Origin of the sequence: Janthinobacterium sp. SUN100 (assembly GCF_030397705.1) — a bacterium.
Taxonomy (GTDB): domain Bacteria; phylum Pseudomonadota; class Gammaproteobacteria; order Burkholderiales; family Burkholderiaceae_D; genus Janthinobacterium; species Janthinobacterium kumbetense.
In genome coordinates this window covers 548,099-574,898 of the sequence record NZ_JAPUBU010000005.1, presented here as the reverse complement: position 1 = coordinate 574,898, position 26,800 = coordinate 548,099, and the positions used below count along the sequence as shown (strand labels likewise).

The window sequence follows — 26,800 nt, the reverse complement described above, 5'->3', positions numbered from 1 at the left end:
TTTATAATTCGGGTCAGTTAGTTGAGTAACACGTTACTAGTAAATGAAAACGGAGAACCAAATGGACTTTAGCATAAAAGCATTCGATACCAAGAGCACCCTCGGCACGGCCAAAAGCGGATGCATCGCGGTTGCGGTATTCGAAAACAAAAAACTGTCGCCAGCGGCAAAATCGCTGGACAGCAAGGGTGCGATTTCGGCTGCGCTGAAGTCCGGCGACATCAGCGGCAAGCCTGGCAGCACTTTGCTGCTGCGCGCAGTCGATGGCGTCGCCGCCGAACGTGTTCTGCTGGTAGGCATGGGCAGCGATGACGCTGTCAGCGAAAAAAGCTTCACGACCGGCGTACAAGCCGCACTGAAGGCCTTCGGCTCGCTGGGCGCTGCGGACGCCATTATCGCACTACCGCTGACTGAAGTGAAAGAGCGCGACGTAAATTGGGCAATCCGTTGCGTGGTGCAAGCCGCACATGACAGCGAATACCGCTGCGACTCGCAAAAAAGCAAAAAAGATCCGGCACCGGCAGGCGTGCGCAAGATCGTCCTGGCGGCGCCTGCAACGGCAGCCACGCGCGGCGCGCTGGCGCAAGCCATCGCCATTGCCAACGGTTCCGACCTGACGCGCAACCTGGGCGACCTGCCGGCGAACATCGCCAATCCGACCTACCTGGCCAACACGGCCAAACAGCTGGCCAAGGATTACAAGTTCGAAGTCGAAGTGCTGGACCGCAAACAGCTCGAAGCGCTGAAAATGGGCAGCTTCCTGTCCGTCACCAACGGCAGCGAGCAGCCACCGAAGTTCATCGTCCTGAAACACATGGGCGGCAAGGCCAAGGATGCGCCAGTGGTCCTGGTCGGCAAGGGCATCACCTTCGACACGGGCGGCATTTCGATCAAGGCCGGTCCTGGCATGGATGAAATGAAGTACGACATGTGCGGCGCCGCCTCGGTCCTGGGCACCTTCCGCGCCATCGGCGAAATGAACCTGAAGCTGAACGTCATCGGCGTCATCGCCGCGTGCGAAAACATGCCGTCGGGCCGCGCCACCAAGCCGGGCGACATCGTCACCTCCATGAACGGCCTGACCATCGAAGTGCTGAACACGGACGCCGAAGGCCGTCTGGTGCTGTGCGACGCGCTGACCTACGCCGAACGCTTCAAGCCGGCAGCCGTGGTCGATATCGCCACCCTGACGGGCGCTTGCGTCGTCGCCCTGGGCCACCACAACAGCGGCCTGTTTACGCGCAGCGATGCGGCGCATGACCAGCTGGCCAATGAATTGCTGGCAGCAGGCAAGCAGTCGAGCGACACGGCATGGCGCATGCCGATCGAAGAGGCGTACAACGAGCAGCTGAAATCGAACTTCGCCGACCTGGCCAACATCGGCACGCCAGGCGGCGGTTCGGTGACGGCAGCGGCCTTCCTGGAAAACTTCACCAAGAAGTACACCTGGGCGCATCTAGACATCGCCGGCACGGCGTGGAAGTCGGGCGGTTCGAAGGGCGCGACCGGTCGTCCCGTCCCCCTGCTGACGACGTTCCTGATCAACCGCGTGTAAGAGAACGCCAGACCAAACCTACTGCGCGGGGCTATTGGCGGCCGGCGATGCTCGCTGTACATAAAGTACAGCTGCGCTTCTCGGCCACCACTAGCTCCCGCTCGCTACGGTTTTGTCAGGCGTCGTTACGCAAGAAGACAGCCGCCATGGTCACTGCCCCTGGCGGCTTTTTTATGTGCTGTTGAATCAGTAGACGACGGGATTGGGCAGAGGCGATGGCGCCACTTTCGGCTGCACCACCGTTTCCGGCACGGCAGCCGCTGGCGGCGGCGCTGAAATCGGCGCGGGCGGCGGCGCCAGGCGCGCGGGGTCCTGCATGACGATGGTCAAAATGGACGGGTAGTCGAAGCCGGCGCCCGTGTTGCGGTCGACGAAATAGCCGACGCCCAGGGTCAGGATGACATTGCCCCAGACGCTGCCATTGAGCTTGGGATCGATATGGTCGTCCGTCGCGATGGCGGGCGAACCGTGCTTGCGGCAATCGACCTTCAGCGGTTCCTGGCTCTTGCGGATGGTGATGCGCCCGGGCGTGGTAACGAACCACTTGCCCACGTCGTTGCTGAGGATGCAGCCGGCGCCCGTCAGCTCGCGGTTGTCCTGGATGGTTTGCACCAGCACCATTTGCTCGGTGTTGCCCGTCAGGGTGGCGCAGCCGCCCAGGCCCAACAGCAACAGCGTCCTGGCGGCAAAGGGAGCAGACAGCGGCACGCGCATGGGAGCTCGCTTAACGGACGGGAATCGGCTGGTCGCCAGGCACGGCGACGGCGGTGACGCTGTTTTTCGGACTGCCTTCGATCAGGCGGTCGGAATACACGAGGTAGACCAGCGCATTGCGCTTGCTGTCGACCATGCGCACGACGCGCACGTGCTTGAAGAAGATCGAGGCACGCTCGGTAAACACTTCTTCCTGGCGCGGCAGCTTGCCCTTGAATTGCAGCGGCCCCACCTGGCGGCAGGCCACGGCCGCATCGGCCTTGTCTTCGGCCAGGCCGACGGCGCCCTTGATGCCGCCCGTCTTGGCGCGCGACAGATAGCAACTGACGCCAGCGACGCGCGGATCGTCATACGCTTCGACGACGATCTTGTGGTCAGGGCCGATCAGTTTGAACACCGTATCGACCGAACCGATGGTTTCGGCCTGCGCCGCGGCGCAGGCAAGGCCCAGCACCAGAGCGGCAGGCAGCAATTTACGCATGAAGGGTATCCCGGGCACGCACGCAGGCGGCCATCAGTTGATGGGAGCGAAACGCTGGACCATGACGCCTTCGACTTCGATCAGTTGAAAGAACACGTCTTTCGGCCGGGTCCAGATGGAACCGTCGGCGGCGCGATACACGATCATCGGCGTCAGATCCGCTTCCAGCGTGGCTTCGCACACCAGTTCATAAATGCCGCCCTTGTAGTGCCGATAACGCATCGCCGTCCCCTCAAGCCGTGGAATCTTCGCTCTTGTCGTCGGCCAGTGCCTTCTGCTTCTGCTTCAGGCCCTGGATCACTTTCAGTATGCCTTCCATGCCGGCCGCGCCATCGGCGCCGCTGAAGGCGTCGAGCACCTCATTGAGCACCTTGTTGCGCACGGTCGCTTCATCGGAAGACATTTCCAGCGCGCGCTGGGCTTTCGCCGCCTTTTCGGCCGCGCTCACGCGCGGCTTGGCAGCCGTCTTGCCATGCGTAAGAGCAGCCTGCCAGATAACCCAGCGGCGCTGGGTCTCGAAAATCAGGTACTCATCCGGTTTGTCTTCTCTTCGCCGCACAATGTGGCCGTCACGCTGCGCCCACGCTTCAAATGCAGTTCGCATTTTCTTCCTTTGCAAATGCTACGCGCAAGTCTCACTATTAAAACTGCAACATTTCAAAATAGTACCATCTATTGATGTCGCAAAACAGTCTCATAGATATAGTACTGCAATTTATATAACAAGTCTGGCGGCGCCAAGGACGGAATTGACATTCCGTCCCCGGCACAGTGGTCATGTAATCGGAATAGCAATTACAACTAATTACAACTGCTTCCTGTTCGGTTCTTAACTTGGCTGTAACAAAGCCGTATGACACAGTTGTTACACGGTGCCATTTTAGTAGTTTTTATCGCGTTTTAGCGAGAAACTTTACACCTTTGTCGCGTTAAACGGCCAGACGCATCCTGCCGCGCCAGCCACTTATGCCAAATCAAACATAGGGGTTGATCAATGATACACAAAAACATAATATTCATGCGTCACGATTGGTTAAGTATAAATATTTTATCTGCACTCTTTTTCCCGGCCAGTAAATAAAGCCCGCACCGGCCAGGCAGCGCAGGACGCCGGCGACACGCATGCGGTAAGATTCGCGCCTATCGATACCTATTCAAGCAAGGATTTTTCCCATGAAACTCGCCACCTGGAACGTCAATTCGCTCAAAGTGCGCCTGCCGCAAGTGCTGCAATGGCTGACGGACAACCCGGTCGACATACTCTGCCTGCAAGAAACCAAGCTCACGGACGACAAGTTCCCCGTCGCCGAAATCGAGGCGGCCGGCTACCAGGTGGTCTTCAGCGGCCAGAAAACCTACAACGGCGTGGCCATCCTGTCGAAGCTGCCGATCACCGACGTGGTGAAGAACAACCCGCGCTATGAAGATGCGCAGCAGCGCATCCTGGCCGCCACCGTCAAAGGCGTGCGTGTCGTCTGCGCCTACGTGCCGAACGGCCAGAGCATCGATTCGGACAAGTACGAATACAAGCTGGGCTGGCTGGCCGCCCTGCACGACTGGCTGGCGGAAGAAGCGCAGCAGCACCCGCAACTGGCCGTCGTCGGCGACTACAATATCGCGCCGGACGACCGCGACGTGCACGACCCCGTCGCCTGGGCCGGCCAGGTGCTGGTCTCGGACAAGGAACGCGCCGCCCTGCAGCGCCTGTTCGACCTCGGCCTGACGGACGCCTTCCGCCTGTTCGAGCAGGCGGACAAATCGTTCAGCTGGTGGGATTACCGCCAACTGGGCTTCCGCCTGAACAAGGGCCTGCGCATCGACCACATCCTGCTCTCGCCCGCCCTGAGTGGCCGCTGCACGGCCTGCGTGATCGACCGCGTGCCCCGCAAGTGGGAACAGCCGTCCGACCACGCGCCGGTCGTGGCAACGATTGATTAACTAGCGGCTATCCGCTCCAGCAAGGCCTGCGCGTTCACGGCAGGCACGGGCGCGGAAAACAGATAGCCCTGCGCATAGCGGCAGCCGTTCGCCTGCAGCAGGGCGAACTGCTCTTCCGTCTCCACGCCCTCGGCCACGGCCGACAATTGCAGGCTGTCGGCCAGCGCGATGATGGCCGCCACGATGGCGCGGTCTTCCCCGCTGTGTTCGAGGTCCTTGATGAAGGCGCGGTCGATCTTGACCTTCTTCACGGGGAAGCGCTTCAGGTAGGCCAGGCTGGAATAGCCGGTGCCGAAATCGTCGATCGACAGGCGCAAGCCCATGCCATTGATCTGCCGCAAAATCTCCAGCGTATGCTCGCCGTGCTGCATCAGCGCCGTCTCGGTGATCTCGAATTCCAGCAGCGCCGGGTCAATGCCCGTTTCCCGCACCACGGTTCCGATGGCCGCCACCAGGCCCTTGTGCATGAACTGGCGCGGCGACAGATTCACCGCCAAGGGCACGGGCTGCAAGCCCTGGCGCTGCCAGGCCATGCTTTGCTCGCACGCCTGGCGCATCACCCACTCGCCCACCGGCACGATCAAGCCGTTTTCCTCCATGATGGGGATGAAGCGATCCGGCAGCACCAGGCCGTGGCCGGGACGGCGCCAGCGCAGCAGCACTTCCATGCCGTGCAGCCGGCGCGTGGCGATATCGATGACCGGCTGGTAAAACAGCTCGAACTGCTGCTGCACCAGCGCCGTGCGCAAGCTGCTTTCCAGGTCGAAGTGCAGGGCCGCCGCCTGGTTCATCGTCTGCGTGAAGAACTGGTAGTTATTGCGGCCATTGCCCTTGGCGTGGTACATGGCCGCATCCGCATGGCGCATCAGCGCGTCGACATCGCCGCCATCGTCCGGATACAGGCAGATGCCGATCGACGGCGTCACGTGCAGCACGTGGCCGTCGAGCGGAAAGGCGGGCGTCAGCGCCTCGATGACCTTCTCGGCCACGTGCGCCGCTTCGTCGCTGCCGCGGATGCCCGGCACCAGCACGACGAATTCATCGCCGCCCAGGCGCGCCACCGTGTCGCTGGCGCGCACGGCGCCGCACAGCCGGGCGGCCACTTCCTTGAGCAGCAGGTCGCCCGTCATGTGGCCCAGCGAATCGTTGATGGTCTTGAAGCGGTCCAGGTCGATGAACATCACGGCCAGCTTGCGCCCGGAGCGCTGCGCGGCCAGCATGGCCCGCTCCAGCCGGTCCGACAGCAGCGCGCGGTTCGGCAAGCCCGTCAGGTTGTCGTGGTACGCCATGTGATGCACCCGCGCCTCGGCCTGGCGCCGCTCGACGATTTCGCCCTGCAGCAGCAGGTTGGCGCCGGCCAGTTCGGCCGTGCGCTCCTGCACGCGCAATTCCAGCTCGTCGCGCGCGCGGCGCACCGCCTCGGCCGCCTCGCGGCGCGCCGTCACGTCGTCAACCAGCCACACGGAACGGCCATGCGCATGCGCCAGATCGAACGGCCGGCCGGACAGGCGCGCCCAGAAACGGCTGCCATCCTTGCGCACCAGCTGGTATTCGGACATGTGCACCCTGCCCGCATCGAAATCGCGCGCCGTCTCGCCGCGTGCCGCCTTCCACGCGGCCACGTCGGGATACAGGGCCTGCACCGACAGGCCGTTGATCTCGCCCGGTCCATAGCCGAACAGCTCTTCCATCTTGCTGTTGGCGCGCAAATTGTGGCCGCCTTCCACCACCGAGATGCCCAGCACGGCGCTGTCGAGGATCGCCTGGTTTTCCAGCAGCGCGTTGCGCAGGGACTCTTCGGCGCGCTTGGCTTCCGTGCGGTCCTCGATGATCCAGATGGTGCCGGCGGCGGGATCGTCGGGATTGACGACATAGGCGATCAGCTGCGCCCACAAGGTGCTGCCGTCGCGGCGCATCATTTCCACTTCCGTCTGGAAGGGCTTGGCCACGGACAGGAAGGGAAAGGCCGCCGCGCCCAGCAATTCATAGGATTGCTGCGACACGTACAGCGCGCGCCCGGGCAAGCCCAGCGCCTCGTCGCCGCTGTAGCCGAACATCGCGGCAAAGCCCAGGTTATAGCGCGTGATCTGGCGGTTCTTGGTATACAGGATGCTCACCGAGGCATTCGTCATGATGGCCGCCACTTCCATCTGCGTCTGGCGGCTGGCCGTGACGTCTTCCAGTATCCAGATGGCGCCCTGCTCGCTGTGCGCCTGGTCGACGGCCTTGGCGCGGATGCGGCACCAGAACAGGCTGCCGTCGCGGCGGCGGAACAGCGATTCATCCTGCTCGTAGGGCAAGCCCTGTCCCAGCAGCGGCGTGGCTTGCACGCCAAACGCCTCGTAGGCGGCGGGGGAAGGAAACAGCTCGGCGGCGGGCAAGCCCGTCATCTCCTCCTGCGCGTAGCCGAACATTTCGGCGAAGCGGGGATTGCAGCGCAGGACCAGGCGCGAACGGGAAAACAGGATACCGACGGAGGCGTTGTCGAGGATAGCCTGCTGCTCCAGCATCAGCTGGCGCGTCGCCTCCTCGGCCGCCTTCTGCGCGCTGCGGTCGTCGAATAGCCAGATCGTGTCGCGCAGGCCGCGGTCCGTCTGGCTCTCCGGATTCAGGACATAGCCATACGCCAGCGCCCAGAAAGTGGAACCGTCGCGGCGGCGCATCTCCATCTCGCCCTGGAACGGCTGGCCGCGCCGCAGCAGGGGAGACGCCTGCCTGACGACATTTTCATACGCCGCGCGCGACGGATACAGGTCGGCGACGGCCATGCCCACGCCGCTGTCGCCATCGAAACCGAAGCATTCGGCGAAGCGCCGGTTGTAGCGCAGCACGCCCTTGTCGCGCTGAAAACCGATGGCCAGGGGCGCGTTATCCATCACGGCCTGCATTTCCAGCATGGCGCGGCGCAGCTGGTCTTCGTCGCGCCGGTGGTCGCTGATATCCTCGATGATCCAGACCGTGCCGTCATGCGTATTGAGGGGATCGACGGCGCGCCCGTGCAGGCGGCTCCAGAACAAGCTGCCGTCCTGGCGCCGCAATTCCAGTTCGGTGCGGTACGGCTTGCCCTTCGACAACAGCGGCGCCGCTTCCAGCCCCAGGGCGCGGCAATGCTCGGCGGAGCGGTACAACACCGCGCCCGGCATGCCCGTCAACTGGTGGCGCGCGTAGCCGAGCATCTCGGCGGCGCGGATATTGCACTCTTCGATGAAGCCGCCCTTGGAAAAAACGATGCCGACGGCCGCGCTTTCCAGGATGGCCTGCTGCTCGAGCAAGGTCTTGCGCAAGGCTTGCTGGTCGCGCTGCTGCACGCGGATGTCGGCAAACACGAGGGTCGCGCCGGGCAAGCCATCGTCCACCAGCAGGGGCCGGGACCAGACCTGCACGGCGATGGCGCCCGCCGCCCCTTCCAGACTGCTGTCCCAGTGCCGCTCGCGCCCCGCCGCACCGAGCGCGCCGCGCAGCATGCTGGTGCTCGACGCGCGGTAGGCGTCCGTAAAGCAGTCGGCCAGCAGCCGGCCCGCGATATCCCGGCCCAGCAGGGCCTGCAAGGCGCCATTCGCCGCCACCACCATGCCGCAGGCATCGCAGGCGCACGCCGGCAAGGCGATCAGTTGCAAGGCATCGGCGATGAAATCGGGACTGGTCGGTACGCGGTTCATGGACACCATGGGACGGTTAAGGACAAGATAAACATGCGCCTGGGAAAAAGATTCTTACAAGCATCATGGTGCTGCTAGATCATAAACCAGTTTCCCACGGTTTTTTCATATTCCTTATTGGCAATATCTGAAACACCACAGACCACCTGCAACACGCCCGTTGCAACGCCGTTGCATGGCTGGAAAATGAAACAAATCGTTTAGAATAAAGCATGCGCCGCCCTCCCCAACCTCCGCTCGACCACCGCGACAAACCCGTCATATGGACAGTCTCCGTCTCGCGCCTGTTCGACCTGTTCCGCGACATCACGCTCGAATACGACGACCTAGCGACGATCGAACCGATCAACCTGGGTTTCGACGACGCCGTGCGCCACATCCGCGAACGCATGGCCACGGAACGCTGCGACGCCGTCATCGCCGCCGGCTCGAACGGCGCCTACCTGAAAGGCCGGCTGTCGGTACCCGTCATCATCGCCAAGGCCAGCGGCTACGACGTGATGCAGGCACTGGCGCGCGCGCGGCGCATCTCGCCGCACATCGGCGTCGTCACCTACCAGGACCCGATGCCGGAACTGGCCGAATTTGCCGCCACCTTCGGCTTCCAGATCGCGCAGCGCACCTACGCCACAGAGGAAGACGCGCGCGCGCAGATCAATGAACTGAAGGCGGCCGGCGTCAAGGCCGTCGTCGGCGCGGGCCTCGTCACCGACCTGGCCGAGGAAGCGGGACTGGCCGCCGTCTTCGTGTATTCGGCCACGGCCATCCGGCGCGCCTTCGACGACGCGCTGGAACTGGCGCGCCTGACCCAGATCGAATCGAACCGCGGGCGGCGCGCGGTGGTGGCCGACACCCTGCGCGCGCGCCACGGCCTGCACGATTTGCGCGGCGAATCGGAAGCGATGGAAGCGCTGCGCCAGTCGGTGGTGCTGTATGCCCGCTCGCCGGCGACGGTGCTGATCCAGGGCGAGACGGGCAGCGGCAAGGAACTGGTGGCGCAGGCGATCCACCGTGAAAGCCCGCGCAGCCTGGGCGCGAACCGGCCCTTCATCGCCATCAATTGCGGCGCCATCGCCGAATCCCTGCTGGAATCGGAACTGTTCGGCCACGAGGATGGCGCCTTCACGGGTGCGCGCCGGGGCGGCCATGCTGGCCTGTTCGAAGCGGCCAACCACGGCACCCTGTTCCTCGACGAAATCGGCGAAATGCCGCTGGCCCTGCAAACGCGATTGCTGCGCGTGCTGGAAGAGCGCGAAGTGGTGCGCGTGGGCGGCACGCGGCCCATCGCCATCAACGTTCGCATCATCAGCGCCACCCACTGCGACCTGGAACAGCGCATCCGCGAAGGACGCTTCCGCGCCGACCTGTTCTACCGCCTGGCCGTGCTGCGCCTGCATCTACCCGGCTTGCGCGAACGCGCCAGCGACATTCCAGGCCTGGCCGAATGGTCGCTGAAAAACGCGCTGGCGGCGCTGGGCGCCCGTCCGCATCCCAACCTGCACGCGGAAATCCAGGCTTGCGCGCCGCTGCTGCGCCGCTACGACTGGCCCGGCAACGTGCGCGAACTGCGCAACCTGGCCGAACGCCTGGCGCTGTTCCTGGCCGCCGAACCGCTGCAGGCGCTGACGCCCGCCTTCGTGCTGGGCGTGGCGCCGGAACTGGCCAACGCTGCCGGCACGGCGGCGCTGCCGCCGGCGCCGGCTACCGCCGCCGCGCCGCGCCTGGAGGACGAAAGCGCCAGCGCCGTGCTGGCGCGCTTCGGCGGGCGCCGCGACGCCGCCGCCCAGTACCTCGGCATCAGCCGTACCACCTTGTGGCGCCGCCTGCGCGCCGGCTGATTTTTCCAACCAGACAAAAAACACCATGGACGACTGGGCTCACTTGCACGATTTATGGCAGCGCTGCACGGGACAAGGCGCCGTGAGCGGCAACCCGGGACTGGCACGCGACCACAGCGACATCAAGGCGCTGTACGCACGCGGCATTTCGATGGAAGACGCGCTGCACTTCCTGTATCAGCAACGGCCGACCCTGCAAGCCTACACGGACTGGATCGCCGCGCGCACGCGCCCACGCCCGGCCCACGCCGGCAGCCCGCACGAGGACGTGCTATCCGCAGCCGAGCTGCACCATTTCGAGGAGCACGGCTACCTGGTGCTGCGCGGCGCCGTGCCGCGCGCGCAGTGCGCCGCCGCCCGGGCGGCGATCTGGGACTACCTGGGCGCCTCCCCGGACGATGCGGCATCGTGGTACCAGCCGCACCCGGGCAAGCGGGGCCTGATGCTGCAGTTTTCCGACCACCCGGCCCTCGAGGAAAACCGCCACAGCGCGCACATCCGCCACGCCTACCAGCAGCTGTACGGCACTGGCGCCGGCATCTACGCCAGCATCGACAAGGTGAGCTTCAATGCTCCGGAAACGCCGCAGCACCGCTTCCTCGGCAGCGCCCTGCACTGGGACGTCAGCCTGCAGCAGCCGATTCCATTCAAGCTGCAAGGCATGCTGTACCTGAGCGACTGTCCGGCGCAGCACGGCGCCTTCCACTGCGTGCCCGGCTTCCAGCACCGCATGGCCGGTTGGCTGCGGCAAGTGCCGCCAGGGCGCCAGCCGCGCGAATGGGCCGTCGACGACTTGCGGCCCGTGCCCGTCGAAGGCATGGCCGGCGATTTCATCATCTGGCACCAGGCCCTGCCCCATTGCGCCACGCCCAACCGCGGCCCGGCGCCGCGCATGGTGCAATACCTGACCTACCATCCGGACCACTGCCAGGACCACGATGGGTGGATCTGAACCGCTCATCCCGCCCTGGCGCCGCTCATCCCGCGACGCTGGCCGCGCGTTCCCGGCAACGCTAGCATGGTCGTCAAGGAGGAGTACCCCATGAAACGAACACTGCAAACATTGATCTTGCTCAGTACGGCGCTGCTGGCGGGCGCCAGCCAGGCCGCCGCGCCCAATGCCTTCACGGTCGAGGTCACCGGACAAGGCCGTCCCCTGATCCTGATTCCCGGCCTCGCATCCTCGGGCGAAGTGTGGCAAGCCACCGTGGCGCGCCTGTGCGGCCCGCAGGCCGCGCGCCAATGCCACGCGCTGACATTGGCCGGCTTTGCCGGCGTGGCGCCCATCGCAGGCGACCTGCTGGCGCAGGCGGAACAGCAGCTGGCCGACTACATCGGCACCCGCAAACTGGGCCAGCCGGCCATCATCGGACATAGCCTGGGCGGCTTCCTGGCCCTGAAAATGGCCATCGACCATCCGGCGCAGACGGGCAAGCTGGTGATCGTCGATTCGCTGCCGGCGCTGGGCGCGACGCAGCTGCCCTCCATCACGCCGGAGCAGCTGCAAGCCATGTCGCAGCAGATGCAGGCGGCCATGCGGGCCCAGGATGCGGCGGCCGCCAGCGCCAGTCAGCGCCGCACCGTCGCGACCATGGCCAGCGCGCCGGCCGACGTGGAACGCATCATCGGCTGGGGCCAGCGCTCGGACCGCGAAACGGTGATCAAGGCCATGGGCACCCTGATGGCCAGCGATTTGCGCCAGGACGTGGCGAAAGTGCAGTCGCCCACGCTGGTGCTGGGCACCTGGATCGCCTACAAGGACTACGCGCCGCGCGCCGCCATCGAGGCCACCTTCCAGCAACAGTATGCCCAGCTGCCGGGCGTGCAGATCGCGCTGGCCGACACGGCGCGCCACTTCATCATGTACGACCAGCCGGACTGGATGTTCGGCCAGATCGAGCAATTCCTGCATTGAGCCATGACGCCACCCCACCGCCCCCCGTTGCTGGCCCGGATCGACTGGTACTGGACCTTCCAGCTGGCCGGCTGGGGCGCGCTGGCCCTGTTCAACAGCGTGTACGGCGGCTCCTCGCAACTGCGCATCGTCGCGACCATCGCCTGCTGGGGATCGCTTGGCGGCTTGCTGCTGTCGCACCTGTGGCATGGCGTGCTGCGCCGGCGCGGCTGGGCGGCAAACGGCTTGCGCTGGAAACGTATCGTGCCGTCGCTGATCCTGCTGGCCGCCATCCAGACGGCCAGTGTGACGGCCGCCTTCCACGTCATGTATCCGCCCGACATCCTGCGCGGCATCGCCTGGCTGCCCGGCGCGCTGCTGTTCTGGTTCGGGGTCTTCCTGACCTGGACGGTGTTCTACTTCACCGCGCTGTCGCTGCGCCGCGCCGCTCGCCTGGAAGCGGAAACCCTGCGCCTGCAGCTGCACGGACGGGAGGCCGAACTGCGCGCCCTGCAGGCGCAAGTCAATCCGCATTTTTTCTTCAACAGCCTCAATAGCGTGCGCGCCCTGATCTTCGAAGACCGCGAAGCGGCCGCGCACATGATCGACCAGCTGGCAGGCCTGATGCGCCACGCGCTGCAATCGGGCCAGCACGCCACGGTGCCGCTGGCGGCCGAACTGGACGCCGTGCGCGCCTACCTGGCCATCGAACAGATACGCTTCGAGGAACGCTTGCGCGTCAGCTTCGCGATCGAGATCAGCGCGCCCGACGTGGAATACGTGCGCGTGCCGCCCATGGCCCTGCAGACGCTGGTGGAAAACGCCGTCAAATACGGCGTCGAAGCAAGCGCCGAGGGCGCCGACATCCGCATCGCGGCGCGCCGTACCAGCCCCGCCGACGGCGCGGCCATGCTGCAGATCGACGTGGCCAACACGGGCGCCTTGCGCGAACCGGGCAACTCCACCTGCGTCGGCCTGCGCAATGCGCGCCAACGGCTGCAACTGGCTTGCGGCGAACGCGCCAGCCTGGAATTGCGCGAACAGGCGGGCTGGGTGCATGCCACCATCCACCTGCCGGAGCGGGCATGAACGGCCAGCCGCTCAAGGTACTGCTGGTCGATGACGAGCGCCTGGCGCGCGCCGAGCTGCGACGGCTGCTGGCGCCGCATGTGCAGCGCGGCGCCGTGGAGATCGTGGGCGAGGCGGCCAGCGCGGCCGACGCCGTCGCGCAGATCGGCAAGCTGCGGCCCAACCTGCTGCTGCTCGACGTGCAGATGCCGGGCGGCTCCGGCTTCGACCTGCTGGCCGCGCTCGACGATGCGCCCGACGTCATCTTTTGCACGGCCTTCGACCAGTACGCGCTGCAGGCGTTCGAGGTCAGCGCCCTCGACTACCTGCAAAAACCCGTGCAGGCGGCACGCCTGGCCACGGCGCTGGCACGCGCCGGCGCGCGGGCACAAGCCGTGCCGCCGCCCGCGCCGCGCAAAGTCTTCATCAAGGACGGGGAACGCTGCTGGTTCGTGGCATTTGACGATATCCGCCTGCTGGAATCGGAAGGCAACTACACACGCGTGCATTTCGGCGCGCAGCGTCCGCTGATGCTGCGCACCCTGAACCAGCTGGAAGAAAAGCTCGATCCGGCCCTGTTCCTGCGCGCCAACCGGCGCCAGATCGTCAACCTGGCGCAGGTGGCGCAAGTGGCGCCGAATGCGGCCGATGGCCTCGACCTGCACCTGCTGGATGGCAGCGTGGTCGAGGTGTCGCGCCGCCGCGCGCAACAGTTCAAGGCCGCCTGCGGCCTGTAGCGGGACTACTTCAGCGCGGGGATCGGCTGCGCCTGGAAAGCGGGGCGCGGCTGCTCCTTGAGCTTTTTCGCCAGCATGTCGAGCGCCACTTCCAGCTGGCGGTCGGCGCCATTGAAGGTGGCGTGCGGCGGATTTTCCACCTCCACGTCCGGCACCACGCCCACGCCTTCGATCAGCCACTGGCCGTCGATGCCGAACTGGCCGTTTTCCGCCACGCGCGCCATGCCATTGTCGGCCAGGCGCGTATTGTCGCTGAGCCAGACGCCCGCGCCAGCCGTGCGCTTGCCCACCAGCGGCGCCAGCCCCAGGGCCTTGATGCCAGCGGCGAAGGTCTCGCCATCCGAATACGTGAGTTCGTCGACCAGCACGACCAGGTGGCCGCGGAAGGTATTCTGCATGTTCGACGACGGCTGCACGCCCGGCGGCGCCCAGTAGGCCCAGGCCTTGCGCAGCAGTTTTTCGATGATCCAGCTGTCGATATTGCCGCCGTTATTGCGCCGCACGTCGATGATCAAGCCTTCGCGGTTGACGTTCGCATAAAAATCGCGCGCGAACGAGGCGATGTCGTTGGGCCCCATGGCACGCAAATGCAGGTAGCCGATGCGCCCCTGCGAGGCGGCCGCCACCTGCTCGGCGCGGCTCAATTCCCAGTCGCCATAGCGCAGCGCCGTCTGTTTCGCCATGTTGACGGGCGTGACGATGACGGCGCGCGGCGCGCCTTTGCCCCGTTTGACCTGCAACAGCACCTGCTTGTCGGCCTGGTTCAGCAGCAGGTCGCTGATGTCGCGCGCGCCCAAGACGTCCTTGCCGTTGACGGCCGTGATCACGTCGCCCGCCTTCACGTCCACGTCGGGACGCGACAAGGGTGCGCGCGCCGAAGGCAGCTCCGCCTCGCTGCGGTAGACATGCTCGACCCGGTAGCCGTCGCTGGTGCGCGCCAGCACGGCGCCCAGGCCCGCCGGCGTGCCTTCCTGTTCCGTGCGGCGCAATTCGCCGGGGCGGATCTGCGAATGCAGGGCGCCCACTTCGGCCACCATCATGCCGAGTAGATCATTGAGTTCGGCGCGGTCCGTGACCCGTTCGACCAGCGGCGCATATTTGTCGCGCGCCGCCTTCCAGTCCACGCCGCGCATCTTCGCGTCGTAGAGAAAATCGCGGTGCAAACGCCAGGCGTCGTTGAACATCTGCTTCCATTCCAGGCGCGGATTCGACACGAAAGTCCAGTCGTCGACCTTGACCTTGGCCTTCGACAGGTCGGCCGGCAGCTTGGCGCCCGCCTCGATCACCAGCATCTCGCCCGGTCCCGTGGCCGCCGCCGTGCGGTAGTACAAATGCTTCTTGTCCTGCGCCAGGTCGAATTCGCGCACATTGGCCACCAGCAATTCCGGCTTGGAGCCGGTGTTGCCAATCGCCAAGGTCTTCAGGCTGGACTTGTTTTCGCCGCTGTCCCGCTCGAGGAAATACAGGCGCTTGTCATCGGCGGCCAGCGCGCTGTAATTGCCCGCCGCCAGCGGCACTTCATACAGGCGTTCGGCCAGGCCCTGGCTGACGATGGCTGGCAGTGCCGCCGGCGCCTTTTTCACGGCGCCCTTGCCGCCCGCCTTTTCCAGCGCTTTTTCCGCCGCCGATTCGGCCGCCTTTTCATCGTCCGTCTCGGGCGGCTTCACTCCCGGACGGCTCAGTTCATCGTCGGGCTGGAACGGGAACCGGTTGCCCGGCTGCAGCGCCAGCGCATACACGCCGGTGCGCTTGTCGAACACGGGCCCCATGTTGCGGTCGCCCCATGGCGAACCGTTGGCCAGCTGGAAATTGCGCGCCGACAAGAAATACAGCCAGCGCCCGTCCGGCGAAAACACGGGCGAACCAGACGTGTAGCGGTCGCTGGTGACGAATTGCAGCTGCTTCGACGCGAGGTTGTACAAGCCTATCTGCTCGCGCTGCTCGTTGCTGGCCACGCGCACGATGGCCAGGTTGCGGCTGTCGGGCGACCATTGCACTTCGTCGTGCTTGTCCACGCCCGCCTTGCCCGCGTCGTCGATCAGCGCGTTGCCCCTGGTCGCCAGGTCCAGCAGCCAGAAACGGCCCTTTTTATCCGTGTGGGCCAGCCAGCGACCATCCGGCGACGGATACAATTTCCAGCGGTGATTATCGCCCTGCGTCGTCAGCTGCTCGCCCTTGCCCGAGCCATCGGCGGCGTACTTCCAGATTTCATTCTCGCCGCTCGTGTCGACGACGGCGAAGATGGATTTCTCGTCGCTGGAAAAGACGGCGTCGCGCGCCCGCGCCCCTTCCGGAATGGCGATGTCGACGCGGCGCAGGCTGCCCGTGCCGGCGATGCTGACACGGCCCCTTGCAGTAAGGATGATGCGCTCATCCTTGCCCGACACCTGGACATTGCTCAAGGTATCGAGCGGCGAACGGATCTGGCGCGCGCGCTGCTGGTCGAAATCGGACACGAGGCTGATGGCCAGCGGCTGCGAGGCGCCCGTTGCCGGGGCGTTCAGGTCGAGCACATGCAAATCGGCGCCCAGCTGGTAGACGATCTTGCCGTCGCCCAGGGACGCATTGCGCACGTCCCACTGCGTGTGGCTGGTCAAGGCGCGGCGGTCGGAGCCGTCGGGCAGCATGCTCCACAGATTGTCGCTGCCGCCCGCGTCACTGATATAGTAGACACGGCCCTGCCACCACATGGGGCGCTTGTTGTTGCCAGCCAACACAGCGGGCTCCGCGTGCATGCGCACCGCCTCGCCCTTGCCATCGAGGTCGTAGCGCCACAGGACGGCATGCGCGCCGCCCCGGTAGTTGCGCACATTGTCGTTGGTCATGGCCAGGCCGAAACGCGTGAAGAACAGCGTCTTGCCGGCGTCGTCGAGCACGGCATCGTTGGCGTCGGCCACGGGAAACACGCGGCGCGTCTGTTTCACGGGATCGATGGCGGCAACGATGCGGCGCGACGCGGGACCGTCCGTATTTTGCGTGCTGACCAGCACTTCGCCCTGCGCCGTCCAGCCCAGCACCAGCACGCCGCCATTGTCGTACGAAATACGCCGCGGCAAGCCGCCGGCCAGCGGCATCACATACGCTTCCTGCGCCCCTTCATAGGCGGCGGAAAAGGCGATCCACTGGCCATCGCGCGAAATCGCCGCATTCGTTTCATAGCCCGGATGCGTGGTCAGGCGCTGCGCCGCGCCACCGCGCAGATTGCTTTTCCACAAGTCGCCTTCGGCCGTGAAGACGACGGTATCGCCGCGCACGGCGGGGAAGCGGAAGTAGCTGCCGGCAGGCGCGGCAGCGGCGGCAGCGCTCCCCAGCAAGCCGGCGGACAACAGGAGGAAGGCGAGAGTACGGGAAATTTTCATGTAGGCAGTCTTTCAACGAGCAGTCAGCGGTCATGGAAACGATGCGGGGCAAGGCCGACACCGGGATCCCGATTCTTGCATAGCTGATGCAAAAGCAATACCTTTTTTTAAACAAGGCAATTTGCATAATAGTTTCCATTACTCACTTACGGGCGTAAAAAAACCCGCGCCACTTGCGTGGGCGGGTTTTTGTTGACGGCAGGAAGCTTATTCCACTTCCACCGTTTCCGGCGCAGCCGTCGGCGCCGCGTCTGGCGGTTCCGGGAATTCCAGCAAGACCTGGTCCTTGTCGTCGAGGTCGACCGTGACCCGTCCGCCCGTCACCAGGCGGCCGAACAGCAGTTCGTCGGCCAGGGCCTTGCGGATCATGTCCTGGATCAGGCGCGCCATCGGCCGCGCGCCCATCAGCGGATCGAAACCTTTCTTGCCGAGGAAAGCGCGCAGCTTCTCGGTAAATACGGCTTCGACCTTTTTCTCGTGCAACTGCTCTTCCAGCTGCATCAGGAACTTGTCGACCACGCGCAGGATGATTTCCTGATCCAGCGAACGGAAGCTGATGGTCGCGTCGATGCGGTTGCGGAACTCCGGCGTAAACATGCGCTTGATGTCGGCCATCTCGTCGCCAGCCTGCTTCGAGTTGGTGAAGCCGATCGACGTCTTTTGCAAGCTTTCCGCTCCCGCATTCGTCGTCATGATGATGATCACGTTGCGGAAATCGGCTTTGCGGCCATTGTTGTCCGTCAAGGTACCGTGATCCATCACTTGCAGCAGGATATTGAAAATGTCCGGATGGGCTTTTTCAATTTCATCGAGCAGCAAGACCGCATGCGGCTTCTTGGTGATCGCTTCCGTCAGCAAGCCGCCCTGGTCGAAACCGACGTAGCCCGGTGGCGCGCCGATCAGACGACTGACGGCGTGGCGTTCCATGTATTCCGACATGTCAAAACGGATCAGCTCGATACCGAGGATGAAGGCCAGCTGTTTCGCCACCTCGGTCTTGCCCACGCCCGTCGGACCGGAGAACAGGAAGGAGCCGATCGGCTTGTCCGTCTTGCCCAGGCCGGCACGTGCCATCTTGATGGCCGACGCCAGCGCATCGATGGCCGGATCTTGCCCGAACACAACATTGCGCAAGTCGCGGTCGATCGTCTGCAGCTTGCTGCGGTCGTCCTGATTGACCGTTTGCGGCGGAATGCGGGCGATCTTGGCGATGATGTCCTCGATCTCGGCCTTGCCGATGGTTTTCTTTTGCTTCGACTTCGGCAAGATGCGCTGCGCCGCGCCCGCTTCATCGATGACGTCGATCGCCTTGTCGGGCAAGTGGCGGTCGTTGATGAAGCGCGCCGCCAGTTCGGCCGCCGTCGACAGGGCCGAGGCCGAGTATTTCACGCCATGGTGCTCTTCGAAGCGCGATTTGAGGCCGCGCAAGATTTGCACGGTTTGCTCGACGGTTGGCTCGTTGACGTCCACTTTCTGGAAGCGGCGGCTCAAGGCATGATCTTTCTCAAACACGCCGCGGAATTCCGTGTACGTGGTCGCGCCGATGCACTTCAACTGGCCGTTGGCCAGTGCCGGTTTCAGCAGGTTGGACGCATCCAGCGTGCCGCCCGACGCCGAGCCCGCACCGATGATGGTGTGGATCTCGTCGATGAACAGGATGCCGTTCGGATTGTCCTTCAGCTGTTTCAGCACGGCTTTCAGGCGCTGTTCGAAGTCGCCGCGGTATTTGGTACCGGCCAGCAAGGCGCCCATGTCCAGCGAATACACGACGGCATTCTGCAGGATTTCCGGCACGTCGCTTTGCGTGATGCGGTAGGCGAGGCCTTCGGCGATGGCCGTCTTGCCCACGCCCGCTTCGCCGACCAGCAGCGGATTGTTCTTGCGGCGGCGGCACAGGATCTGGATCACGCGGTCGACTTCTTCCTCGCGGCCGATCAGCGGGTCGATCTTGCCTTCGGCAGCGGCCTTGTTCAGGTTTTGCGTGAACTGGTCGAGCGGGCTTTCCTTCGGCTGGCCGTCGACGGGCGCCTCTTCCACGCCTTCGGAGGCTTTCGCGCTTTCCGTCGACTGGTCCTTGCGCACGCCATGCGAAATGAAATTGACCACGTCCAGGCGCGTCACGCCCTGCTGGTGCAGGTAGTAGACAGCATGCGAATCCTTTTCGCCGAAGATGGCCACCAGCACATTGGCGCCCGTGACTTCCTTCTTGCCATTCGAGGCGGACTGGACGTGCATGATGGCACGCTGGATCACGCGCTGGAAACCAAGCGTCGGCTGGGTGTCGACTTCGCCCGTGCCAGGCACGGTCGGCGTGTTATCGCCGATGAAATTGGTGAGGGTCTTGCGCAGGTCTTCAATATTGACCGCGCAGGCACGCAACACCTCGGCAGCGGAGGGATTGTCCAGCAGTGCCAGCAGTAAATGCTCAACCGTGATGAATTCGTGTCGTGCCTGCCGAGCTTCGACAAACGCCATGTGCAAACTTACTTCTAATTCCTGCGCAATCATACTTCCTCCATCACGCACTGCAGGGGGTGCCCCGCCTTGCGCGCATGCGTTAAAACGAACTCCACTTTGGTACACGCTATATCTTTAGAGAACACGCCGCACACTCCTTTGCCGTAGCGATGAACACTGAGCATGATTTGCGTCGCCGTTTCACGGTCCTTGTTGAAATACTCCTGAATGATGGCCACCACAAATTCCATGGGGGTGTAGTCGTCATTGAGCAAGGCTACCTGGTAGAGCGGTGGCGGCTTCAGCACTTGCCGCTCCAGCAGGGTTTCTGTGTCGTGCTTGGTTGCCATACGCTTATTCTAATGCTTTCACAGTGGTTGTCATGCGCAATATCTACGCCTTTCCAATTGTTTTCAATCTTACGCGTTTTCTTAATAGTGCGCAGATGGCGACCTTGCCGTCAAAATCAAGAGTTGCTTTTTTGGTTGTCGTGAAGAATTTGGCAATATCGATGGAAAAGCGCTTGACTTCATTATTTATTCCGCCAACAATGCTGTATCGACTGTTGCAGTAATGTACAGCTTGATAAGAAGTGAGACGTCGAGGAGGGGGCAAGAAGCTTCTTGCTTTTATGGCTCGTGTGATTTGTTTTAATTTTGAAAGTTCTTTTTATGGCAACAGGTACAGTTAAGTGGTTCAATGATTCCAAAGGTTTTGGCTTCATCACTCCAGATGATGGCGGCGAAGATTTGTTTGCTCATTTCTCCGCAATCAACATGAACGGTTTCAAGACCCTCAAAGAAGGTCAAAAAGTTCAATTCGAAGTCACGCAAGGCCCTAAAGGCAAGCAAGCTTCCAACATCCAAGCAGCCTAAGCATCGCCGGCCCTCAGATGTGAAAAACCCCGTTTCCTTGAAGCGGGGTTTTTTTTCGTTCGCAGGGCGCGCAGCACCCTGCCCCGTTTCCTTTACATGTGCTCGACCATCACCTGGCCGAAACCGGAGCACGACACTTGCGTGGCGCCTTCCATCAGGCGGGCGAAATCATAGGTGACGCGCTTCGAGGCGATCGATTTTTGCATCGAGGAAATCACTAGGTCGGCCGCTTCCAGCCAGCCCATGTGGCGCAGCATCATTTCCGCGGACAAAATCAGCGAACCGGGGTTCACGTAATCCTTGCCCGCGTACTTAGGCGCCGTGCCGTGCGTCGCTTCGAACATGGCGACGGAGTCGGACAGGTTGGCGCCCGGCGCGATGCCGATGCCGCCCACTTGCGCCGCCAGCGCGTCGGAAATGTAATCGCCGTTCAAATTCAGGGTGGCGATGACGCTGTATTCGGCCGGACGCAGCAAAATCTGTTGCAGGAACGCGTCAGCGATGGAATCCTTGACGATGATGTCGCGGCCCGTCCGTGGGTTCTTGAACTTGCACCACGGGCCGCCATCGATCAGCTCGGCGCCGAATTCCTTTTGCGCCAGCGCATACGCCCAGTCGCGGAAGCCGCCTTCCGTGTACTTCATGATGTTGCCTTTGTGCACGATCGTCACGGATGGCTTGTCATTGTCGATCGCATACTGGATGGCCTTGCGCACCAGGCGCTCGGTGCCTTCGATGGAAACGGGCTTGATGCCCAGGCCCGACGTGGCCGGGAAGCGGATCTTCGTCACGCCCATTTCATTGACGAGGAAATCCATCAATTTCTTTGCTTCGGGCGAGCCTTGCTGGTATTCGATGCCGGCATAAATATCTTCCGAGTTTTCGCGGAAAATCACCATGTCCGTCTTTTCCGGCTCTTTCACGGGCGATGGCACGCCCGTGAAGTAGCGCACGGGGCGCAGGCAGACGTACAGATCGAGCTGCTGGCGCAAGGCCACGTTCAGCGAGCGGATGCCGCCGCCGACGGGCGTGGTCAGCGGGCCCTTGATGGAGACCACGTAATCTTTCAGCACGGCCAAGGTTTCTTCCGGCAGCCACACATCGGGGCCGTACACATTCGTCGCTTTTTCGCCCGCATAGATTTCCATCCAGCTGATCTTGCGCGCGCCGCCGTAGGCCTTGGCCACGGCCGCGTCGATCACCTTGATCATGACCGGGCTGATATCGATGCCCGTGCCATCGCCTTCAATGAAGGGAACGATGGGATTATCTGGTACATTCAGCGAAAAATCGGCGTTGACGGTGATTTTTTGGCCGTCAGCAGGTACAGTGATATGTTGATACATCGTGATCTCCGAAGTGGGACACACCGCTGGCGGGCAACACAGGCCGGCGACGCGCTCTGCGGTTGCAGAGTTTACAAAAACAAGTCCGAACAGGGCGGCAACAACGCACTTTAGCAGGGAAAGAACACCCGGGCCACCCGCGGCGCCAAAGAACCGCATTGCCATACCGCCTCAAGTCTTCTATAAGACATAAGACTAACATTTCACATTATGCACCAGTATCTTACAGGGCGCCACGCTTTTGCGGCGCCGATCAGCAGCCACCATCGCTTACATCAATTCCCTTACCAGCATGCCACTCATCCTCTTCAATAAACCATTCCAGGTCCTGTGCCAGTTTTCGCCGCAGGAGGGCCGCGCCACCCTGGCCGACCACATCACCATCCCCGGCATCTACCCGGCCGGCCGGCTCGACGCGGACAGCGAAGGCTTGCTGCTGCTGACGGACGACGGCCGCCTGCAGCACGAGATCAGCCACCCGGACCGCAAGGAAGCGAAAACCTACCTGGTGCAGGTCGACGGCGTGCCCGATGCGGCCAGCCTGGCGCGCCTGCAGGCGCCGCTGGACCTGGGCGACTTCATCACCAAGCCGTGCAAGGCCGTGCGCATCGCCGAGCCGGACTGGCTGTGGCCACGCAATCCGCCGATCCGCGCGCGCGCCGACAAGCCCACCTCGTGGCTGGCGATCACCCTGAAAGAGGGAAAAAACCGGCAAGTGCGGCGCATGACGGCCGCCGTCGGCCTGCCCACCCTGCGCCTGGTGCGCAGCGCCATCGGCCCGTTTTCCCTGGCCAGCCACCCCTTGCTGCCCGGCGAATGGTGCGAAGTGCCGGCCGAAAACATCGGAAAAGCGTGAACCGGACAAGAAAAAACGTCCCCGGCGCCGAATTTTGCCAAGATGCACTATTTATTTTTAGATAATGCATTAAAATCATCCCACCTTAACATGATAGAAAAGGAAAGATGATGACAAAAGTAATCCTGGCCCTGGCCGCTTCCCTGCTTGCCGGCGCCGCACTGGCGCAATCGGGCGCCAAGGTGCACGCTTCCGCCGCGACCGATGCCGTCAAGCCGCCGCCCGCTTCGGCAGCCAGCCATGCGTCGGCCGCTACCGACGCCGTCAAGCCGGTGCCGCCGGCGTCGGCCACCGTCAACGCTTCGGCCGCGACGGATGCGGCGCGTTCGGGCGCATCGACCAAGGCTTCGGCCGCAACGGATGCCCCGCGCCTGGTTCCCCAGGCCCGCAAGGCGAAGCAGCCAGCCGCCGAGGCAGGCAAGCCCGTGAAGTAAGCAGCAAGAAGTAAGAAGTAAGAAGAAGCAAGGGTAATTCCCGGGGTTACGGCAGCAGCCATGTTGCTGTAACCCCACGCTTTCGGCGCGGACAGGCAGCATGCTTGACCAGGCAGCCGCCAGCATGGCTTAATCGCCGCTTCGCAGCCACCGTCCCACCCCATGAAAAATTCCCTACGTCATCTCAGCCTGTCCATCGCCCTGCTGGCCGGCGCCAACATTGCTCAAGCTCAAACAAAGAGCGTGCAGCTGTCGGCTGGCATGCATTTGATCCAGGCGGAAGTGGCCGCCACGGAAGAGCAGCGCGAACAGGGCTTGATGTACCGTGAAAAGATGCCGGCCAATGCGGGCATGCTGTTCGTCTTTGGCAACCCATCGACGCAATGCATGTGGATGAAAAACACGCCGCTGCCCCTGTCCGTGGCCTTTATCGATGCCGGCGGCAAGATCGTCAACATCGAAGACATGCAGCCGCACACGCTCGACAGCCATTGCTCCACGAAGACCGTGCCCGTGCGCTATGCGCTGGAAATGAACCTGGGCTGGTTCAAGCAAAAGAATATCAAGCCGGGCATGAGCATCGGCAACTTGCCAGGGGCACGCTAGGCCAGCGCGGCCGCAGCCTGCCGCTGGCGGATGCGGCCGCAAAAAATCCTGAAAAAACGCGAAAAAACCCGCCAGAATGAATCTGCGGGTTTTTGCTTTTCAACCAGTGCCAGCGTACCGGCACAGGCAAGGCCGCCGTGGCGGCTTGCCTGCTGGCGAATATTAAGCGGACAGTGCTTTCAAAGCAGCTGCCAGACGGCTCTTATGGCGAGCTGCCTTGTTTTTGTGAATGATCTTCTTGTCAGCGATACGGTCGATGGTCGACACGGATGCTTGGAAGATTGCAGCAGCAGCTGCCTTGTCGCCGCCCTGGATCGCTTTGCGAGCAGCTTTGATAGCCGTGCGCAAGGTCGAACGTTGGGACGAATTGTGTGCGTTTTGCTTAACTGCTTGACGAGCGCGTTTGCGCGCTTGTGCGGTATTTGCCATGGAATTTCCTAAAACAGGGTCAAAGTGCGTTTGCAAACATTAGTGTTTGCCAACCGGTGCGTTCTGTGCGTCTGCCGAACCATGTGTGCCAAACCAGTGCCTGTCAAACATTAGTGTCTGCGTAACAGAATTCTGTACAGCCTTCGATTATAGCGATATTTTCAAGCGGGGGCAAATCAAAAAACCGTGTGTGATGCCAAAATCACCTGAAAATGGGCCTGGCAAGGGCGAATCGGCCCCGCTTGTTACCCGCTTGTTACCATATTTTAACCGTTTGCCGGTACCGCGCCCGGCTATAATCTGCCCCCATGAACTTGCTTAAAACCCTCGCCGCCATTTCCAGCATGACCATGCTGTCCCGTGTAACCGGATTATTGCGCGAAAGCCTGTTCGCGCGCGCCTTTGGCGCCGGCGCCTACACGGACGCCTTCATCGTTGCCTTCCGCATTCCCAACCTGTTGCGCCGCCTGTTTGCCGAAGGGGCCTTCTCGCAAGCCTTCGTGCCGATCTTGTCTGAATACAAGAACCAGCATGGCCAGGAAGCGAGCAAGCAACTGGCCGACCATGTGGCCACTACCCTCGTCTGGGCCACTTTGCTCGTGTCCGCCATCGGCATCGTCGGCGCACCCTGGTTCGTGTACGCGATCGCCACGGGCCTGTCCAAGGACCCAGGGGCCTTCGACGCGGCCGTGTGGATGACGCGCCTGATGTTCCCTTATATTACTTGCATGTCTTTCGTGGCCCTGGCTGGCGGCATCCTGAATACCTGGCGCGAATTCAAGATACCCGCGTTCACGCCAGTGCTGCTGAACCTGTCGTTCATCGCCGCCTCGCTGTTCCTCGCGCCGCACTTGAAACAGCCGATCTACGCCATGGCCATTGCCGTGTTCGCCGGCGGCTTGCTGCAAGTGGCAATCCAGATTCCCGCCCTGATCAAGATCGGCATGCTGCCGCGCCTGTCGATCAATCCCGCCATCGGCCTGTCCGACGGCGGCGTGCGCCGCGTGCTGAAAAAGATGGGACCGGCCGTGTTCGCCGTCTCGGCAGCGCAGATCAGCCTGATGATCAACACGAGTATCGCGTCGCGCCTGGCCGAGGGCAGCATTTCCTGGCTGTCGTATGCGGACCGCCTGATGGAGTTCCCCACCGCCATGCTGGGCGTGGCCCTGGGCACCATCTTGCTGCCCAGCCTGTCGAAGGCAAACGTGGATGGCGACAAGACGGAATACTCGGCCCTGCTGGACTGGGGCTTGCGCCTGACTTTCCTGCTTGCCCTGCCCGCCGCCGTCGGCATGGCGACCCTGGCCACACCGCTGATCGCGACATTATTTCACTACGGCAAGTTCACGGCCGAATCCGTGACCATGTCGACGCAGCCGCTGGTGGCCTACAGCCTGGGCTTGATTGGCATCATTCTCGTGAAAACCCTGGCGCCCGCCTTCTATGCGCGCCAGGATATCCGCACGCCCGTGAAAATCGCCATCGGCGTGCTGATCGCCACGCAGCTGATGAATCTGTTGTTCGTGCCCTACATCGCCGTGGCCGGCCTGGCCCTGTCGATCGGCCTGGGCGCCTGCCTGAACGCCAGCTTCCTGTACTGGGGCTTGCGCAAGCGCGGCATCTACCAGCCGAAACCGGGCTGGGCCAAGTTCTTCCTGCGCCTGCTGCCGGCGCTCGTCGTGATGGGCGGCGTGGCGTATGCTGGCGCCATGCGCATCGACTGGATCGCTATGCAAGCCCATCCGCTGTTGCGGGCCGGCGCGCTGGCCCTGGTGGTGGCCCTGTGCGGCGTGGCGTATTTTGCGACGTTATTTGCGGTTGGCTTCCGCTTCCGCGACTTCAAGCGCCACGCTTGACAACATGGGCAGGACGTTGTTGCCTGCGTCTCGCCGTACTGGCGTACTGTCTTCGACTGGGCGCCTAGTCCTGCACATGTTGTCGCAATCGCACATGTAGTCATGCAGTAGAAACAAAAAAACCCGCCTCGGCGGGTTTTGTCATTCTTGCCAGCAAAAATCAAACAGCTTTGCGGGCGCGGCGGCGGGCGGCGAAACCGACCAGCGCCAGGCCACCCAACAGCATGCCGTAGGTTTCCGGTTCCGGCACAGGCAAGGCCGAGACCGTGCCCACGTACTGGCCATTCTGCAAACCGGTCAAGCCCGAAACACGCACCTCATAGGTACCCGCCGCCAGGGAACCGGCCCAGCTCAGGCTCTGGATGCCGGCCACCGACGTCAGGGTCAGGTCGCCATAGCCCACCAGGGTGGCGGCGAAGTTGCTGATCGCGCCTTCGGCAACGGAAAACGTTTGCAATGCGCCAAACGAAGTCGACGACGGGGTCAGCAGTTTGAAGGTCCACAAATCATCGACCACCGAATTGGCGGCGAAATTGGTGGTGATCGATGCCCGCGTATCGAAGCCGCTTGGATCCAGGATGCCCAGATTGTAGGTGGCCGCCGATGCGCTGAACGATGCTGCAGCCAGAATGCCTGCCGCGATAAATTTCAATTTCATAAATTATCCCTTAAAAGTAATTTATGGCCGCCAGGTGGGC

The 26,800-nt window shown here is 63.0% G+C and carries 23 protein-coding genes; 12 read left to right on the top strand and 11 right to left on the bottom strand.

The features are described 5' to 3' along the window. Positions 1–61 precede the first annotated feature (61 nt). Positions 62–1,555, top strand: a complete 1,494-nt coding sequence (locus O0881_RS25500) for a leucyl aminopeptidase (protein ID WP_289906114.1) — start codon at positions 62–64, stop codon at positions 1,553–1,555. A gap of 186 nt (positions 1,556–1,741) precedes the next feature. Here O0881_RS25500 and O0881_RS25495 read toward each other — a convergent pair whose 3' ends face one another. From O0881_RS25495 to O0881_RS25480, 4 genes are read right to left on the bottom strand one after another with little or no spacing between them, the layout of a single operon-like run. Then, positions 1,742–2,269, bottom strand: coding sequence for a hypothetical protein (locus tag O0881_RS25495; protein ID WP_251350050.1), 528 nt, complete (start codon positions 2,267–2,269; stop codon positions 1,742–1,744). Positions 2,270–2,279: 10 nt separating this feature from the next. Then, positions 2,280–2,750, bottom strand: coding sequence for a CreA family protein (locus O0881_RS25490; RefSeq protein WP_077401094.1), 471 nt, complete (start codon positions 2,748–2,750; stop codon positions 2,280–2,282). Positions 2,751–2,783: 33 nt separating this feature from the next. Further along, positions 2,784–2,972, bottom strand: coding sequence for a DUF1653 domain-containing protein (locus O0881_RS25485; RefSeq protein ID WP_034782199.1), 189 nt, complete (start codon positions 2,970–2,972; stop codon positions 2,784–2,786). A gap of 10 nt (positions 2,973–2,982) precedes the next feature. After that, the gene (locus O0881_RS25480) at positions 2,983–3,354 is read right to left on the bottom strand and encodes a hypothetical protein (RefSeq protein WP_034751548.1); all 372 of its coding nucleotides are present in this window, start codon (positions 3,352–3,354) and stop codon (positions 2,983–2,985) included. 569 nt (positions 3,355–3,923) lie between these two features. Between O0881_RS25480 and xth the strand changes: the two genes are divergently transcribed. After that, the gene (gene xth / locus O0881_RS25475; RefSeq protein ID WP_289913537.1) at positions 3,924–4,688 is read left to right on the top strand and encodes an exodeoxyribonuclease III; all 765 of its coding nucleotides are present in this window, start codon (positions 3,924–3,926) and stop codon (positions 4,686–4,688) included. Here the strand turns inward: xth and O0881_RS25470 are convergent. Next, on the bottom strand, positions 4,685–8,347 hold the full coding sequence (locus tag O0881_RS25470) for an EAL domain-containing protein (RefSeq protein WP_289913536.1): 3,663 nt from the start codon (positions 8,345–8,347) through the stop codon (positions 4,685–4,687). The two genes, xth and O0881_RS25470, sit on opposite strands and share 4 nt — an antisense overlap. Positions 8,348–8,559: 212 nt before the next feature. Between O0881_RS25470 and prpR the strand changes: the two genes are divergently transcribed. From prpR to O0881_RS25445, 5 genes are all read left to right on the top strand, one after another. Then, positions 8,560–10,185 carry a propionate catabolism operon regulatory protein PrpR gene (gene prpR, locus O0881_RS25465; RefSeq protein ID WP_289913535.1) on the top strand — a complete coding sequence of 542 codons (1,626 nt, stop codon included), beginning with the start codon at positions 8,560–8,562 and terminating at the stop codon, positions 10,183–10,185. Between the two features lie 25 nt (positions 10,186–10,210). Further along, a complete protein-coding gene (locus O0881_RS25460; RefSeq protein WP_289913534.1) occupies positions 10,211–11,137 on the top strand; it encodes a phytanoyl-CoA dioxygenase family protein in 927 nt (308 codons plus the stop codon). A gap of 90 nt (positions 11,138–11,227) precedes the next feature. Continuing rightward, positions 11,228–12,100: an alpha/beta hydrolase gene (locus O0881_RS25455; RefSeq protein ID WP_289913533.1), complete on the top strand. Its 873-nt coding sequence runs from the start codon at positions 11,228–11,230 to the stop codon at positions 12,098–12,100. Between the two features lie 3 nt (positions 12,101–12,103). Beyond that, on the top strand, positions 12,104–13,168 hold the full coding sequence (locus tag O0881_RS25450) for a histidine kinase (protein ID WP_289913532.1): 1,065 nt from the start codon (positions 12,104–12,106) through the stop codon (positions 13,166–13,168). Next, a complete protein-coding gene (locus O0881_RS25445) occupies positions 13,165–13,884 on the top strand; it encodes a LytTR family DNA-binding domain-containing protein (RefSeq protein ID WP_289913531.1) in 720 nt (239 codons plus the stop codon). Before O0881_RS25450 ends, O0881_RS25445 begins: the two co-directional genes overlap by 4 nt. Positions 13,885–13,889: 5 nt before the next feature. Here the strand turns inward: O0881_RS25445 and O0881_RS25440 are convergent, their stop codons facing one another. From O0881_RS25440 to clpS, 3 genes are all read right to left on the bottom strand, one after another. Next, positions 13,890–17,243, bottom strand: coding sequence for a S41 family peptidase (locus tag O0881_RS25440; RefSeq protein WP_289913530.1), 3,354 nt, complete (start codon positions 17,241–17,243; stop codon positions 13,890–13,892). Between the two features lie 207 nt (positions 17,244–17,450). Beyond that, the gene (gene clpA, locus O0881_RS25435; RefSeq protein WP_035825884.1) at positions 17,451–19,751 is read right to left on the bottom strand and encodes an ATP-dependent Clp protease ATP-binding subunit ClpA; all 2,301 of its coding nucleotides are present in this window, start codon (positions 19,749–19,751) and stop codon (positions 17,451–17,453) included. Then, positions 19,748–20,050, bottom strand: a complete 303-nt coding sequence (gene clpS / locus O0881_RS25430; RefSeq protein WP_034751577.1) for an ATP-dependent Clp protease adapter ClpS — start codon at positions 20,048–20,050, stop codon at positions 19,748–19,750. Before clpS ends, clpA begins: the two co-directional genes overlap by 4 nt. Before the next feature lie 321 nt (positions 20,051–20,371). Here clpS and O0881_RS25425 point away from each other — a divergent pair, with 321 nt between their 5' ends. Next, a complete protein-coding gene (locus tag O0881_RS25425) occupies positions 20,372–20,575 on the top strand; it encodes a cold-shock protein (RefSeq protein WP_010395943.1) in 204 nt (67 codons plus the stop codon). 92 nt (positions 20,576–20,667) lie between these two features. Here O0881_RS25425 and icd read toward each other — a convergent pair whose 3' ends face one another. Beyond that, positions 20,668–21,921: an NADP-dependent isocitrate dehydrogenase gene (gene icd, locus O0881_RS25420; protein ID WP_289906125.1), complete on the bottom strand. Its 1,254-nt coding sequence runs from the start codon at positions 21,919–21,921 to the stop codon at positions 20,668–20,670. Between the two features lie 292 nt (positions 21,922–22,213). Between icd and O0881_RS25415 the strand changes: the two genes are divergently transcribed. The 3 genes from O0881_RS25415 (at position 22,214) to O0881_RS25405 (ending at position 23,817) form a co-directional block, all read left to right on the top strand. Continuing rightward, positions 22,214–22,777, top strand: coding sequence for a pseudouridine synthase (locus tag O0881_RS25415; RefSeq protein ID WP_099665051.1), 564 nt, complete (start codon positions 22,214–22,216; stop codon positions 22,775–22,777). A gap of 107 nt (positions 22,778–22,884) precedes the next feature. Next, the gene (locus O0881_RS25410; RefSeq protein WP_143451357.1) at positions 22,885–23,211 is read left to right on the top strand and encodes a hypothetical protein; all 327 of its coding nucleotides are present in this window, start codon (positions 22,885–22,887) and stop codon (positions 23,209–23,211) included. A 162-nt stretch (positions 23,212–23,373) separates the two neighbouring features. Further along, entirely contained in the window at positions 23,374–23,817 is a 444-nt protein-coding gene (locus tag O0881_RS25405) for a DUF192 domain-containing protein (protein ID WP_289900062.1), read from the top strand. A gap of 162 nt (positions 23,818–23,979) precedes the next feature. Here O0881_RS25405 and rpsT read toward each other — a convergent pair whose 3' ends face one another. Continuing rightward, positions 23,980–24,246 carry a 30S ribosomal protein S20 gene (gene rpsT, locus O0881_RS25400; RefSeq protein ID WP_010395935.1) on the bottom strand — a complete coding sequence of 89 codons (267 nt, stop codon included), beginning with the start codon at positions 24,244–24,246 and terminating at the stop codon, positions 23,980–23,982. 308 nt (positions 24,247–24,554) lie between these two features. On the opposite strand from rpsT, the gene murJ reads away from it, so the two are divergent. Continuing rightward, on the top strand, positions 24,555–26,102 hold the full coding sequence (murJ, locus tag O0881_RS25395; RefSeq protein ID WP_289913529.1) for a murein biosynthesis integral membrane protein MurJ: 1,548 nt from the start codon (positions 24,555–24,557) through the stop codon (positions 26,100–26,102). 160 nt (positions 26,103–26,262) lie between these two features. Here murJ and O0881_RS25390 read toward each other — a convergent pair whose 3' ends face one another. Continuing rightward, positions 26,263–26,760, bottom strand: a complete 498-nt coding sequence (locus O0881_RS25390; protein ID WP_077401053.1) for an FxDxF family PEP-CTERM protein — start codon at positions 26,758–26,760, stop codon at positions 26,263–26,265. Between the last annotated feature and the right edge of the window lie 40 nt (positions 26,761–26,800).